This window comes from Ohtaekwangia koreensis (assembly GCF_900167975.1).
Classification (GTDB): Bacteria; Bacteroidota; Bacteroidia; order Cytophagales; family Cyclobacteriaceae; genus Ohtaekwangia; species Ohtaekwangia koreensis.
On the sequence record NZ_FUZU01000001.1, the window covers coordinates 21,099 to 36,583 of the forward strand.

General features: G+C 40.3%; 14 protein-coding genes. 9 read left to right on the plus strand and 5 right to left on the minus strand.

The window, feature by feature from the left end:
- Positions 1–8: 8 nt before the first annotated feature.
- The 5 genes from B5Y40_RS00100 to B5Y40_RS00120 are packed head-to-tail and all read right to left on the minus strand — an operon-like array spanning position 9 to position 4,906.
- Entirely contained in the window at positions 9–905 is an 897-nt protein-coding gene (locus B5Y40_RS00100; protein ID WP_079684680.1) for a Gfo/Idh/MocA family protein, read from the minus strand.
- Positions 906–917: 12 nt separating this feature from the next.
- Complete coding sequence (locus B5Y40_RS00105; protein ID WP_079684681.1) at positions 918–1,502, minus strand: acyltransferase; 585 nt, start codon at positions 1,500–1,502, stop codon at positions 918–920.
- A complete protein-coding gene (locus B5Y40_RS00110) occupies positions 1,495–2,625 on the minus strand; it encodes a DegT/DnrJ/EryC1/StrS family aminotransferase (protein ID WP_079684682.1) in 1,131 nt (376 codons plus the stop codon). The genes B5Y40_RS00105 and B5Y40_RS00110 overlap by 8 nt, the downstream gene beginning before the upstream one ends.
- Before the next feature lie 2 nt (positions 2,626–2,627).
- Positions 2,628–3,878 (minus strand): nucleotide sugar dehydrogenase, encoded by a 1,251-nt coding sequence (locus B5Y40_RS00115; RefSeq protein ID WP_079684683.1) that lies wholly within the window; start codon positions 3,876–3,878, stop codon positions 2,628–2,630.
- A gap of 2 nt (positions 3,879–3,880) precedes the next feature.
- Positions 3,881–4,906, minus strand: a complete 1,026-nt coding sequence (locus B5Y40_RS00120) for an NAD-dependent epimerase (RefSeq protein WP_079684684.1) — start codon at positions 4,904–4,906, stop codon at positions 3,881–3,883.
- 73 nt (positions 4,907–4,979) lie between these two features.
- On the opposite strand from B5Y40_RS00120, the gene B5Y40_RS00125 reads away from it, so the two are divergent.
- The 9 genes from B5Y40_RS00125 to B5Y40_RS00165 all read left to right on the plus strand — a co-directional run bounded on the left by B5Y40_RS00125 (position 4,980) and on the right by B5Y40_RS00165 (position 15,454).
- Positions 4,980–5,771 carry a hypothetical protein gene (locus B5Y40_RS00125; RefSeq protein ID WP_079684685.1) on the plus strand — a complete coding sequence of 264 codons (792 nt, stop codon included), beginning with the start codon at positions 4,980–4,982 and terminating at the stop codon, positions 5,769–5,771.
- Positions 5,772–5,779: 8 nt separating this feature from the next.
- Entirely contained in the window at positions 5,780–6,436 is a 657-nt protein-coding gene (locus B5Y40_RS00130) for a heme exporter protein CcmB (protein ID WP_317043539.1), read from the plus strand.
- A gap of 38 nt (positions 6,437–6,474) precedes the next feature.
- Positions 6,475–7,155, plus strand: a complete 681-nt coding sequence (gene ccsA / locus B5Y40_RS00135; RefSeq protein ID WP_221408916.1) for a cytochrome c biogenesis protein CcsA — start codon at positions 6,475–6,477, stop codon at positions 7,153–7,155.
- Positions 7,139–7,366, plus strand: coding sequence for a CcmD family protein (locus B5Y40_RS00140; RefSeq protein WP_245840445.1), 228 nt, complete (start codon positions 7,139–7,141; stop codon positions 7,364–7,366). Before ccsA (B5Y40_RS00135) ends, B5Y40_RS00140 begins: the two co-directional genes overlap by 17 nt.
- Positions 7,367–7,466: 100 nt before the next feature.
- Entirely contained in the window at positions 7,467–7,871 is a 405-nt protein-coding gene (locus B5Y40_RS00145; protein WP_079684688.1) for a cytochrome c maturation protein CcmE domain-containing protein, read from the plus strand.
- A 78-nt stretch (positions 7,872–7,949) separates the two neighbouring features.
- Positions 7,950–10,484, plus strand: a complete 2,535-nt coding sequence (gene ccsA / locus B5Y40_RS00150) for a cytochrome c biogenesis protein CcsA (protein ID WP_079684689.1) — start codon at positions 7,950–7,952, stop codon at positions 10,482–10,484.
- 173 nt (positions 10,485–10,657) lie between these two features.
- The gene (locus B5Y40_RS00155; protein ID WP_079684690.1) at positions 10,658–11,989 is read left to right on the plus strand and encodes a sensor histidine kinase; all 1,332 of its coding nucleotides are present in this window, start codon (positions 10,658–10,660) and stop codon (positions 11,987–11,989) included.
- A 93-nt stretch (positions 11,990–12,082) separates the two neighbouring features.
- Complete coding sequence (locus B5Y40_RS00160) at positions 12,083–13,315, plus strand: replication-associated recombination protein A (protein ID WP_159453569.1); 1,233 nt, start codon at positions 12,083–12,085, stop codon at positions 13,313–13,315.
- Positions 13,316–13,378: 63 nt separating this feature from the next.
- Positions 13,379–15,454 carry a hypothetical protein gene (locus B5Y40_RS00165; RefSeq protein WP_079684691.1) on the plus strand — a complete coding sequence of 692 codons (2,076 nt, stop codon included), beginning with the start codon at positions 13,379–13,381 and terminating at the stop codon, positions 15,452–15,454.
- The last annotated feature ends 31 nt before the right edge of the window (positions 15,455–15,485 follow it).

Here is a 15,485-nt window from a genome sequence, read left to right on the forward strand (position 1 = left end):
AAGTGGAGCTATATTTCAGCTCGTATCGCCTTGGCCAGTTCAATAGACGGTCTTGTTTCCATAATTCCAAAACCTTGCCCTTTTAATATTCCCTCATAGCTCTTTGTATGCAAATCTGTGAACCCGTCACTAAATTCAATTTGTTCCCCTTCCATCATTAGCGATCTAAAGGTTCGCTTGCCCTGAGATCTAATTTCGTGTGGAATTTGGTTGTAGTCGATGCTTAGCCTCCAATTAACACGGGCTTGTGATAATTCTAAAAATCCGGAAGCAGTTTCATCGGTGAGTTGATTTACTTTGTTCTCCTTAACATCACCAAAAATCCAAATTAACATGTCAAAGAAATGTATACCTATATTAGTAGCCACTCCTCCTGATTTGGAAACATCACCTTTCCAACTGGAGTGATACCAATTGCCTCTGGATGTTATGTAGGTAAGGTCGACATCGTAAATCTTATCCTTAGGACCATTCTTTATTTTTTCACGCAATGCTATAATACTTGGGTGAAGGCGTAATTGTAGAATAGTATATACTTTCTTTCCTGTTTCTTTTTCAATTTCAGCAAGCGCATCCAGGTTCCATGGATTAAGTACCAGTGGCTTCTCGCAAATTGCATCTGCACCATAACGAAGTGCATAACGGATGTGAGAATCGTGTAGATAATTTGGTGAGCAAATAGATATATAGTCTATTTTATCGTCTTTCCGTTTTAATTTATCAAGATGTCGATCAAAGCGTTCAAACTCGGTGAAGAAATCAGCATTCGGGAAATATGAATCGAGGATTCCAACGTTGTCGTGCTTATCGAGCGCTGCAACCAGGTTGTTGCCAGTCTCTTTTATAGCTTTCATATGCCGGGGAGCAATGAACCCCGCAGCTCCGATCAATGCAAAATTCTTCATGCCGTTTTCTGTTTAGTAAAGCTTTGATACTTTACCATTTTCAAGTTTATACTGTTCATTACTCTCAGGACAAATAGCAAGTCCCTCAGCGCCGAAATTTAATTTATGTCCGTATTCACTCATCCACCCCGTTTGTCTGGCGGGATTACCAATGACCAATGCATAGTCAGGAACATTTTTTGTAACCACGGCACCAGCTCCGATAAAAGCAAATGCCCCTATATCATGTCCGCAGACAACGGTAGCATTGGCTCCGATGGTTGCGCCTTTCTTAACTAATGTCTTTGCATATTGACTTTTCCTGTTCACAGCGCTTCTCGGATTAGTCACATTCGTGAACACCATCGATGGGCCAAGAAATACATCGTCTTCGCATTGGACACCAGTATAAATAGAAACGTTGTTCTGTACCTTAACGTTTTTGCCAAGAATTACTTCCGGTGAAATCACAACGTTCTGGCCAATATTACATTGCTCTCCGATTTTACAATTAGGCATGATGTGTGAAAAATGCCAGATCTTTGTGCCCTCTCCAATTTCACATCCATCATCAATCACAGCTGTAGGGTGCGCGTAATATTTTTTGTCTTCAGCCATGAAAGAATTTTTTGATAGTACCAGAAATATACTCCAACTCTTCTTCTTTCATTTCTGTATGAATCGGAAGAGATAGAACTGTCTTTGACAGTTCTTCGGTGACCGGAAAAGAACCTTCTTCAAAGCCTGCACGCTTATAAGCTTTCTGTAAATGTAGCGGCACAGGGTAATAGATCATAGTTGGTATACCATGCGCTTCGAGGTGTGACTTGAGATTGTCGCGAAGCCCGTCTGAAACTTGTATAGTATATTGATGAAAAACGTGTGTTGAATTTGTTGCTCGCCTAGGAGTTGTTAAAGTTGGGATGGATGCTAATGCTTTGTCATAATACGTTGCCGCATCGTTTCTTCGTTGGGCATAACCATCCAGGTAGTTAAGCTTTACATTTAGAACAGCAGCCTGCAATGTGTCCAAGCGACTGTTGACACCAATGATGTCATGATGATATTTTATTTTTTGCCCATGGTTGGAGATCATCTTAATCTTTTCTCCCAGCGCTTTATCGTTTGTAAAGATTGCACCACCATCACCAAAGCATCCTAAATTTTTAGAAGGAAAAAATGAAGTAGTTCCTACGGTTCCTATAGTTCCTGCTTTTTTCGTAGTGCCATCGGCAAATGTATAGTCAGCACCCAGTGCCTGTGCTACATCTTCAATGACATGTAAGTTATATTTCGCAGCGATGTGAAGTATAGGCTCCATGTCAGCACATTGTCCATATAAATGAACGGGAACTATTGCTTTTGTTTTCTCTGTAATTTTAGACTCCAATAGCGCTGGGGCTATATTAAATGTGTCCTTATCAACATCAATAAACACAGGCGTTAACCCGAGCAATGCTATTACTTCAGCTGTCGCTACATAAGTATGAACGGGAAGAATAACCTCATCGCCTGGTTTCATATCCAATGCCATCATGGCAATTTGAAGTGCATCTGTTCCGTTGGCGCAAGGTATAACAAGACTTCCTCCTATATAGCGAGATAAAGACTGAGCGAATATATTTACTTCCGGACCTTGAATGAATGCTGTAGATGTTAAAACTTGTTGAATGGCCTCATCGATCTCCGGCTTAATCCGAAGATATTGAGAATGAAGATCAACCATTTTAATTGTATCCATAGCTAGAGTCTGGCTGTAATCTGAGATTTTGGCAGAAAGCCTTTTACATCATATATAACTGCTCTTTCATGTGAAAGAGATTTTAAATCAAGCGTTGTGAATTCCTTATGACTGACCGTTAAAATAATAGCATGGTATTTTTTAGTAAGCGTTGGAACCAATGACAATCCATACTCATGCTTTACCTCTTCTGCGTCTGCCTGAGGATCATAAATATCGACTTTCGTTCCAAAGCTTTGTAATTCATGAATTACATCAACCACTTTGCTGTTGCGTATGTCAGGACAGTTTTCTTTAAAAGTAATTCCCAGCATCAAAACATTTGCATTGTTAATGGGTAGTTCATGCTGTGCCATGAGCTTGATAACGCTGTTGGCTATATGTACTCCCATATTATCGTTGATCCTTCTACCGGAGAGGATCACTTGCGGATGATATCCAATACTATCTGCTTTATAGGTAAGGTAATATGGGTCAACACCAATACAGTGGCCTCCTACTAAACCTGGTTTAAAAGGAAGGAAGTTCCATTTTGTTCCGGCAGCTTCCAATACTTCATGTGTATCTATGCCTATACGCTCAAAAATCAACGCGAGCTCATTGACAAAAGCAATGTTGAGATCGCGCTGTGAGTTTTCAATTACTTTGGCAGCTTCTGCCACTTTTATAGAGGAAGCCTTATGTGTTCCGGCTGTAATGATTTTTTTATACAGTTGATCAACTTTCTCTGCAATTTCTTCAGTGCTGCCACTGGTAACTTTCTTAATTGTAGTTACACGATGAAGTTTATCACCAGGATTAATTCTTTCAGGAGAGTATCCACAGAAAAAATCAACATTGAATTTCAGTCCACTGATTTTTTCGAGCACAGGTACACAGATTTCTTCTGTGCATCCGGGGTAAACAGTAGATTCATAAATTACGATGTCACCTTTTTTCAGAACACTCCCTACAGTTTTGCTGGCACTTTGTAAAGGACGGAGGTCTGGTGTTTTGAATTCATCGACTGGAGTTGGAACAGTTACAATGAAATAGTTAACCTCTTTTAAATCTGCAAGCGCAGAGGAGTATTGAAGGTGTGTGGAGGATTTTAATTCCTGTGGCTCCACTTCACGTGTGCGATCGTAACCCTTCTTCAATTCATCAATGCGATCTTGATTTATATCAAAGCCGATAACAGGTAATACTTTACCAAATTCAACTGCCAATGGTAGGCCTACATATCCTAGTCCTATAATTCCAATCTTTTCCATTCTTATACTGTAATGTTATAGTACTTTATATACCAGCTGATGAATTTGTCTATACCTTCTTCAATAGGTGTAGAAGGTTTAAAATCTACTTCAAGCCGCAAGTCTTCTACATCGGCAAAGGTTTCGGGTACATCTCCATCCTGGAGAGGAAGAAGATTTTTTACAGCCTTCTTCCCCAGTTTCTCTTCGATCACTTCTATAAATCGGAGAAGTTCAACAGGTTTATTGTTCCCTATATTAAAAACCCGGTAAGGAGCGAAACTTGTAGCCGGATCCGGAGTCATGCCAGACCATTCAGCATTAGGTTTGGATGGTCGGGGAACAAGTCTTACAATGCTTTCAACGATGTCATCTACGTATGTAAAATCTCTTCTCATTTTACCATTATTGAAAACATCAATCGGCTTGTTTTCCAGGATTGCTTTCGTGAAAAGGAACAAGGCCATATCAGGCCTTCCATAAGGACCGTAAACGGTAAAAAATCTTAAGCCGGTAGTCGGTAAATTATAGAGCGCGGAATATGTATGCGCCATCAACTCATTTGACTTCTTTGAAGCGGCATACAGTGAGATAGGATGGTCTACATTATGATGGACAGAAAAAGGCATTTTCTTATTAGCTCCATAGACCGAACTGGATGATGCATACACCAAATGTTTTGTGTTGTTATGTCTGCAAGCTTCAAGGATGTTTAAGAATCCATGAAGGTTACTTTCCAGGTACGCGTGCGGGTTAGTTAAAGAATATCGTACGCCAGCTTGTGCTGCAAGATTTACTACGTAAGGAAATTGGTGCTCGGAAAACAGGCTGTTAATGGCATTCCGGTCAGTAAGATCCAGTTGATGAAAGCTGAAATTTTTATTGCTTTTCAGAATATCCAACCGAGACATCTTTAATCGCTGATCATAATAATCATTCAGGTTGTCAAGGCCAAATACTTGATAGCCTGCATTTAGAAGTTTTTGGCTCAGGTGAAACCCGATGAACCCTGCAGCTCCAGTAACTAAAATGGATTGGACAGAAGACATAAATCGTAAATATAAATAGGCCGCAAAACTAACTAATTTGAGGTATAGTAAAAATCACTTAAACTTGCGAGTTATGACGCAAAAAACGCAATCTGACGAAATTGATTTAATGGAACTCTTGGCAAGAGTATATCGAGCCATTAAACATAACCTGTTGATTTTTACTATTCTCCCTATAGCGGGGATGATCTTTACAATTTCGATGGCATATAATTCGGATGATAAATTTTCATCCAGTATGATGATTACCACCGACTTACTTTCGATAAATGAGGCTAAGTTTATCTTTGATGAATTGGAAAAGGCAGACTCGATTCCAGGATTATCTGGTGATGAGCGGAAGAATTTATTAGCCTTGAACTTTGATGTTGAACAGGGAGAGCAGAACGATAAGACCAAAAGTGTTAACTTGAAAGTGACGGCTATTGTTAAGGATCCGAAGGCATTTCCTTCACTTGAAAAGGAAATCGTTCAGTATTTGAATTCAGTAGATCCAGTGATACGAAACAGAAGAGATCAGCAGATATATTATAAACAAATGATCGAAAAAATTGATGGTGAGATCGCCTTCATGGATCAAATAAAGAAACAAACCGATAGTAAATCCATGGCTTCTTATGTAGATCCCTCTGATCTCTATGCTAAAACGGTTGATCTTTTTAAAATACGTACCGAGAGTGAAATTAAACTCAATAACATCCAATCAGTACACGTTGCTAAAGGCTTTGGTTCTCTGATAAAGGACGCCAAAGCACCTAAATTCATTGCGGCAATTGTTGGTTTTGTCGGTGGGTTAGTTATCGCTACGTTATTGTTATTCATTAAATTCTTTAATGATTATAACAGAGTACTGAAAATTGAATAGCCATTAAAGTGATACTCACATTATTACAAAAAGAATTTGCGCTGGAGCTCAGACGTAAGGCTGTGATTTCTGGTATCGGCCTTTATTTGTTCAGTCTTATTTTTATTTGTTACCTCACATTCAGTCTACGGAAAAATTCAATTAACGAAGCGACATGGTCGGCCTTGTTTTGGTTGGCCATACTTTTTTCTGTCATCAACAGCGTGGCGAAAAGTTTTATCGGAGAGAAGAAAGGCACTTTCATTTACTATTACTCTATAGCTAGTCCACAGGCCATCATCCTCTCTAAGATTCTTTACAATGCAGTGCTTTGCTTGTTGCTTTCACTGGCAGGCTATGGTTTGTTCTCAATTTTTATTGATAATCCGGTTCAGGATAAATGGCTGTTTGTCACCACTCTTTTATTAACGTCTTTCGGCTTTTCAGCATCGTTAAGCCTGATCTCCGGCATTGCATCGAAAGCCAATAATAGTAATATACTTATGGCAGTGTTAAGCTTTCCCGTGATATTGTCTATACTGTTGATGGCAATCAAGATCACAAAAAATGTGCTCGATGGACTCGACAGAAGTTCGAGTATAGATGAACTGCTGAACCTGCTCGCAATAAATTGCATATTAACCAGTCTTGCGTATATGCTCTTCCCGTATATTTGGCGCAGTTAACAAAGGCACTCCGCAATTAGCAAAAGTGTCATCAGTCGATTATGAAACAGTGGCTCAAATTAATAGCGATTGCTTTACTTTTTTATGTTCACATTGCCGGACTTGTATTCGATGTTCCCCGGTTGAATATCCTGAATGAAACCATTCGGGCACTTTATTTTCACGTACCTATGTGGTTCGGCATGGTACTCTTGTTTTCTATTTCCGTTTTTTATGCAGTTAAATATCTCCGGAATCCTTCTTCAGCACTGGATAGAAAGGTTGTAGAGTATGCTAATGTAGGGTTGGTTTTTGGTGTGCTTGGAATTCTTACGGGAATGCTCTGGGCTAATTATACATGGGGCTCGCCCTGGCATGGCGATCCAAAACAAAACGGTGCAGCCATCGCTTTATTGGTTTACCTGGCATATTTCGTATTGCGTGGTTCACTTGAAAATGAAGAACAACGTGCTCGTTTAAGTGCCGTCTATAATATTTTTGCTTTTGCTGCCATGATACCCCTGATCTTTATTATCCCACGCATGCAAAGTTCTATGCATCCTGGAAGTGGAGGTAATCCTGGTTTTAATATGTATGACCTCGATAGCAGCATGCGATTTATTTTCTATCCTGCTGTTGTAGGGTGGTTTTTAATTGGCCTGTGGATCGTGTCAATTCGGATAAGAATTAAAACTGTAGAAGAAAAAACATTTGAATTAGAAGATGGAAAAAATCCTTAAATCATTTTTTTGTGTGCTCATGGTAGCGTTGTCACTGAATGTACAGGCACAATCTGAAGTTCAAATGGCAGACACGATGCGGTCGGAAGGGAAGATATATGTAGTCGTTTCTATCATTCTGATCATCCTGACAGGATTGATAGCATATCTTTTTTTGATGGATCGGAAGGTGAAAAAACTCGAAGATCAACTTTCTGACAGAAAGCATTAGACTTTCATTCCTCCTGTTTCGTTTTTCAATAAATTCCCTGATTTTCTGGGCTTTTGTATCTAATTTTGCGGGGCAAAAAAGGGGGAATAGGAGAGAGACTATGAAAAAATCACACATTTTTATTATCGTCATTATCGCTATTGCGATCAGTATTATTGTCAGTACTGCAGATGATGCAAGTACATATGTAAATTTCGATCAAGCCTATGATATGGCGCTTGCTGGTAAAGACAATAATATCCACGTAGTCGGACAATTGAAGAAGGATACTGAAGGTCATGTAGTTGGTATTCAGGAAGGTGTTGACCGCGTTTCTTTTTCTTTCATTCTGGTGGATGATAATGGTAAAGAGCAGAAGATAGAGTATAATGAACCAATGCCTGCCGATATGCTACGTTCTGAAAAAGTAGTGGTGGTTGGCAGTTATCAGGGCGATCAATTCAAGGCAAGCAAGATCATTCTCAAATGCCCTTCTAAATACCAGGAACAAAACGTCAATGTTTAAAACATCGGAGCACCCGGAAGGACATGCGTTGACGATAATTCAACGTAGTATTCCGCACTTCGTAATGTATACTTCACTATGATTCATTACTTCATTGGTGACCTCGGTCACCTTTTTGTTATTACTTCATTTGTAGCGGCAATCATTACAGCATTCGCTTATTTCAAATCGACTACGGCTCACGATCTGCAGAGTAAAGATTTCTGGCTGCTGAATGGCAAGATCAGTTTTTATGTACATGCTATAGCTGTACTCGGAATCTGCATCGCATTATATACCATTATTGCCAAGCATTATTTCGAATATCATTACGCGTATAGCTACTCCGATAGAAAACTTCAGACTTACTATCTGATCTCTACTTTTTGGAATGGACAAGAAGGAAGCTTTCTCTTATGGATGTTCTGGCACACGATTATCGGTATCGTATTAATTCACACAAATAAATTTTGGGAAGGCCCCGTCATGACGGTGTTCGCGCTTGTTCAGGCATTTCTCGCTTCGATGATTTTAGGCGTGGTAATTCCGGGGTTCGATGTTAAAATAGGAAGCTCTCCATTTATACTCTTGCGTGAAGTGATGCATGATGCTCCAATCTTCCAAACGCAACCGGACTTTATTCCCAAGGATGGTAATGGATTAAATCCTCTGCTACAAAATTATTGGATGGTGATTCACCCGCCCACGTTGTTTTTAGGTTTTGCACTTACCATAGTCCCATTTGCATTCTGTATGGCAGGTCTCTGGCTTAAAAAATATAAAGACTGGGTTCGTCCGGCATTGCCATGGGCGTTGTTTGGAGGCGCAGTTCTCGGACTTGGAATTCTGATGGGAGGATATTGGGCATACGAAACATTGAACTTCGGAGGTTACTGGAATTGGGATCCTGTCGAGAATGCAGTATACGTTCCATGGCTTGTATTGGTAGCCGCCATTCACACCATGATCACGTATCGAAATAGTGAAACAGCGCTGAAGGCTTCTGTAATTCTGGTGATTGCTACATTTGTTCTTATACTATATTCAACATTTCTGACGCGGAGTGGTGTGTTGGGAGAGGCGTCCGTTCATTCATTCACTGACCTGGGATTATCAGGACAGCTGCTGGTATATATGTTCTTCTTTCTCATCGCTGCTGTTTTTTTATGTGTTGTTCGATGGAAAGAAATTCCATCAACTAAGGAGGAAGCATCTATATACTCGCGCGAGTTCTGGATCTTCATTGGAGCAACAACGCTATGTCTGATGGGATTTCAGGTGATTGCCGGAACTTCTATTCCGGTTATGAATAAAATAATGGGACTTATAAATGTCGATTCGCGTCTGGCACCTCCAGCGGATGCTATCGGTTACTACTCTAAGTTTCAGATATGGTTTGCTATAGCCTTAGGTTTACTTTCTGCTATAGGGCAATTCTTCTGGTGGAAGAAGATCGATGCAGATAAACTTAAAAAAGAATTGACAGCGCCGGCGCTGATTACACTTATCGTTTTTGCACTGATTATTACTACAGCTAAAGTTTATAACGCAGCCTATATTCTACTGACGCTGGCAGGAGTCTTTACCATTGTTGCCAATGCAAAAATCCTCGGGTCGCTATTTAAAACAAGCCCCGGCTTATCAGGAGGAGCGATTGCACATATAGGTGTAGGGCTTATGCTCATTGGTGTCATGTTCTCTGCAGGCTACTCCAAAATTGTTTCACTGAATAACACAGGTATGTTGATCTCGAAAGAATTCAGTGAAGATTTTAATCGTGATAACCTATTGTTGTTTGTACATGAACCGCGCACCATGTGGGGATATGATATTGAATACTTTGGCGAACGACTGGAGCCTCGTTACCATTCAGGGTATATACGGAAGAGTGATGTAAAAGAAACGCTTGATAAAGATAAGGTCGTTGCAGGACAAAATATCGTTGTAAACGATCATAACTATAAAGCCGGTGATACGATTGAAATACGGGGAGAAAATACATTCTTCGAGATAGAGCTTCGTAAGGGAGGTAAGAAATATACTCTATATCCACGTGCGCAGATTAACCAAGAGATGGGTGGGCTGTTAGCTTCCCCGGATATTTATCGTACCGTTGGTGCAGATTTATACACACACGTTTCTTCGGTGATGAATCCATCGGAAGAGCAAGAGTGGAGTAAACTCGAAGAAGTAAACGTGAAGCTATCACAGGATTTTTTTGCGAATGATTATGTGACCATTCTGGAATCCGTTGATCGTATACTGGAAGTGGAGGGAGTTCCACTCGGGAAACAAGATGTAGCGGTAAAGGCAAAGATCCGTGTTCAGGGCGAACATGGTGATTATGTTGCTGAACCTATTTTTCTGATTAAAGATAAATTGGTAGGACGCATTCCCTATGAGATCAAAGATTTAGGGTTGCGTTTTTCATTGTTGAATATACATCCGGAGAACGGACAATTCACGGTGGGCATCAATACACGTCAGAAAGATTGGGTTGTGATAAAAGCAATGGAGAAGCCTTATATAAATATACTTTGGATCGGAACGTTAGTTGTAATGGTTGGCTTCGGTGTTGCTATGACAAGACGTTTCCGTGAGTTCCGAAAAATGAAAGAAAAGGGCTTGGAGTAATCTACTTCCTTGAATCGTGGAAGAGATGTAAAGGTATATTGCTACAAAGCCGACATTCCACTTGTCATATAGGGTGTTCACAAGGAATAAAAACCGCGTTCGTAAATATTGTTTCTAGTACCAGTTTTTACTGGTACTTTTTAATTTATGCAGATCTTAAAAAAATTGAACGCGTGAATCAATTACGTGAGTATTTCATTGGTGACTACCTGCGCCAAAGTCCGGACGTACTAAGGCAAGCAACCATACGTCTGGTGTACAACATCGTAATCGTATCATTACTGGCGCTCGTTGTCTTTTTCTCAATCTATGTTGTTAAAGGATTTCACTATCAATTAGTAAAGGGGCTAGTGATTATCGGATTGTTCGTGACTTTGCTTTTTTATCTCAAGTATAAGAAGAGCGTAACCCCCGTCTGTCACTTACTGGTCCTCATATCCTGGGCGAACAACACGATTAATATTTACCTTTTTAACGACTATAGCTTTTTTATAGCACTGCTTACAGTTAGTAATATAATTTTTGCATTCCATACATTAGGAAGCCGGTGGGGATTGATATACTCTATACTTCACTTTCTCCCGGTAAGTACGCACTTCATATTGAAAGGTATAGGGGTAAACATTCGCTCAACACCACCACAGCAGATGGCCTTCATAGAAGGACTTATAACACTGGTATTGATTTTTTTAATCATAGTATACCTGATATACCATTATCACAAAGCGTACGAACTGGCGCGGAAATCACTGGGGCAATCCATCGTTGAATTGAAAAGGGCAAGAGAAGTAGCCGATGAAATGACGCGACTAAAAACAAACTTCCTTTCCAATATGTCACACGAAATCAGGACACCTATTAATGGAATTCTGGGAATAAGCCAAGTGATTGAAATCGAAACGAAGGATGAACAGATTAAAAAGTATGTAGCGATACAGCAGCTTAGTGGTAGGCGACTTTTAAATACCATTAGCAGTATTCTGGAGTTGTCACGACTGGAAGCTGAACAGAGTAATCTGAAATTGAAAGTTATAGATGTTAATACATTGGTTCACGATGAAATAAAATCACTTGAACCTCTCGCAAGAAATAAACATCTGAAATTTAGTTTCACTCCTTCGCTTCTTCCCTTGATCTGCCTTGCAGATGAAAATCTGATGCGGCAAGTGATTCATAATGTTGTTGTAAACGGTATTAAGTTTACAGATAGGGGAGGCGTTGCAATCACGACAGACTTCATCGAGAGCCGGAATTATTTCGCGATTGAAGTGATGGATACAGGTCTCGGTATCTCCGAAGAATTTCTGCCTTGCATATTCAATCCGTTCGAGCAGGAAAGTACAGGGAGAAGCCGTACCTACGAAGGTACAGGCCTCGGTTTGTCTATCGCCAAAAAATATATTGAACTACTGGGCGGACAGATCCGTGTTATATCTGAAAAAAGTAAAGGCAGTACATTTCGTATTATTCTTCCCGTCCACAATGCAGAGATAAAGAAGATATAACGGAATGCGCCAACTTTCAGCGGTTTTTGTAACTTCAAAGCTTTAGAAAAAATAACTGTGTTGTTGAATTCACATCAGCCTTTGGCTGAACGTATGCGCCCCGTGAAGTTGGATGAACTGGTAGGACAGGAGCATCTTACAGGGCCTAATGGCGTAATCCGGAAAGCAATTCTATCCGGAAATATTCCCTCTATGATTTTATGGGGACCTCCCGGTGTTGGTAAAACTACCATTGCCAATATAATCGCGAACGAAGTGAAGAAACCATTCTATACGTTAAGTGCTGTAAGCGCGGGCGTAAAGGATGTGCGGGAGGTCATAGAAAAAGCAAAGCACTCTCCGCGCTCGATTTTATTCATCGATGAAATTCATCGCTTTAACAAAAGCCAACAAGATGCATTGCTCGGTGCCGTTGAAAAAGGTACCATCACATTGATTGGCGCCACTACAGAGAACCCTTCATTTGAAGTGAACTCTGCATTGCTTTCGCGAAGCCAGGTATATACGTTAAGACCGCTGGGTGAAGATCAGTTACTCGCCATGATTCAGCAAGCGCTTACGCGCGATGAAGAACTTAAGAAGCGACACGTTGAAATAAAGGAACATCAGGCATTGCTGAACATCAGTGGAGGCGATGGACGTAAACTTTTAAATCTGGTAGAACTCATTTGTGAATCTGTGCCGGGTGATGTTGTAGTAACGGATAAACTGGTGATGGAACTTGCTCAAAAGCATATCGCTATATATGACAAAAGCGGGGAGCAACATTACGATATCATTTCAGCCTTCATCAAGTCAATCCGCGGAAGTGATCCAAATGCAGCGGTATATTACCTGGCACGAATGATTGAAGGTGGTGAAGATGTAAAATTTATAGCCCGCAGGATGGTGATCCTGGCATCAGAAGATATAGGGAATGCAAATCCTACTGCATTGATTATGGCAACCAATGTATTTCAAGCTGTAAATATTATCGGGTACCCTGAAGCTAGAATTATACTGTCACAATGTGTAGTATATCTGGCAAGCTCGCCTAAAAGCAATGCCAGCTATATGGCAATAGAGAGCGCACTAAGCGCGGTAAATAATACCGGTGACTTGCCGGTTCCATTGGCAATTCGTAATGCCCCTACAAAGCTTATGAAGAATATGGATTATGGAAAGGGATATCAGTATGCCCATAGCTATGAAGGGAATTTTGTTAATATGGAATTCTTGCCGGATAAAATTAAAGGCACTAAATTCTATGAGCCTGGCAATAATGTGCGCGAAGAAGAGTTGAGAAAATACCTTCGGTCGCTATGGAAAGAGAAATATGGTTATTGATGGTATAGATTGAAAAATGATGATCATTCATTTTATTTTCAATCGTCGGTTAAATTAGAATTCATGCAACAGATAATATTTGAGACGTCTCCTGCTTACTTGCTGCTTTGCCTCGCGCTGGCAATAGGACTTGCATTTTTTCTATATAGGACAAGTCATCCCTGGAGTAAAACCTGGAACAGAGCTTTATTGGCCATTCGTGCCGTGTTGCTGTTTGCTTTATTCTTCTTGTTACTCGGACCGATCGTTCGACAGATCAATAATATATTTGAGAAGCCCCTCTTCGTAGTACTATATGATAACTCTGCATCGGTAAAGGAGGCAGTTGATTCTATAACATTGCGTAAGGTGGAGGATCAGATCAACACCACACGACAACAGTTGGAAGAAAAAGGATATGAAGTTGAAGTAAGCAATTTAGCGGGTGAGGAAATTATAGATGTTTCCTATAATGCAACAGTTACAGATCTTAATGGTGCACTTCGTAAAATTGTGAATCGTTATGAAGGACGAAAGATTGCAGGTGTAACACTTGTGTCCGATGGTATTTACAACGCAGGCGTTACGCCTTTATATGCTTCCTATAACTTTCCGGTATATACGATAGGTGTAGGCGACTCCCTGCAGCGAACAGATATAGCGATCAAAAATATCTCCTATAACAAGATCGCTTATCAAGGTAATAAATTTCCGGTGCGTGTAGAGGTAGCGACACATAATACAGGCAATCAACCTATACGCGTTACATTGCTTCAACGGGGAAAACAAGTAGAGCAACAGAGTAAAACATCCAGCGGTGATCAGCTCTTGGTATTTGATTTTCAGCCGGTGGCAAATGATCAAGGTATTCAGAAACTTGATGTACAGGTTGAAGTAAAGCCAGGAGAATTTAATACAAGGAATAATGCGGCTTCTGTTTTTGTTGAAGTTGTTGAGGGTAAGAAAAAAATATTGATCGTTTCAGCATCACCACATCCTGATATAAAAGCACTGCGCGAGGTGGTCAACAATTCGAATTATGAATTCCTGCTGCACATTCCACAGCTCATGGAGCAACCGGCTTCAATGCTGCAGCCGGAGAAAATTGATCTTGTTGTGTTTCATCAGTCTCCTGACATACGGGGCTTAACCAGAAATTTATTTCAGCAATTTTTAAAAAGTAAAACTTCATTGCTGTTGGTCATTGGTCAACAAACTGATTTGCGCTTTCTGGCACAGCAAAGTATACCTGTAAAGTTCGAAGGTATACCACGTGAGTTCGATGAAGTTACCCCTGTAGTCAATCCTGCTTTTTCAAATTTTAGTTTATCACCCGAGGTAAATACAATACTCGGTGACTATCCTCCTTTATCCGTTCACTTCGGGAAAATAAATGTAGCACTGAGTGCAACACCATTATTATTTCAGCGGATTGGTAATCTGGCCACACAAAAACCTCTGCTGGCAGTGGATGTAAAGGATGATCGTAAGATTGGTGTTTTATTAGGTGAAGGACTCTGGCGTTGGAGACTAAATGAATTCGATCGCACTGAAAAGACAGCTGCCTTTGATGAGCTGTTCGGGAAGCTTATTCAATTCCTTTCAACAACGGAAGATAAACGTAAATTCAGAAGCTATCCTGTACAACAAGAGTTCTCGGATACTGAGCCGGTAATCTTTGAGAGCCAGGTGTATAATGATATTTATGAGCCAGTATATGGCAATACTATAGATATAGACCTTACAGATGAAAGTGGAAAAAAGACAAGCTATACTTATGTGACAAGCCCGGGTAACATCCGCTACCAGATTGGTGGACTAAGTGAGGGTGTGTACAGGTATAAATCACGCACCACTGTGAATCAAAAGAATGAAGAGGTACGCGGTGAGTTTGCTGTTGTTAAGCGTGAAATAGAACTCCAAAATCTTACAGCGGATTTTGATTTACTGCGAAAGCTTGCATCTAATACAGGCGGTAAATTTTATCATGCATCACAGATTGGTGTGCTTCAGCGTGACCTTGGTTCTGCGCAAGCGAAAAGTGTTATTCACACAGAGGAGTCTTATAAAGCCCTGATAAACCTGAAGTGGGTATTCCTGGTGCTGGTCGTGTTGATAAGTATTGAGTGGTTTTCACGCAGATACTGGGGAAGTTATTAATGATGTATACTCTGCATTTTAAGTAAATCCT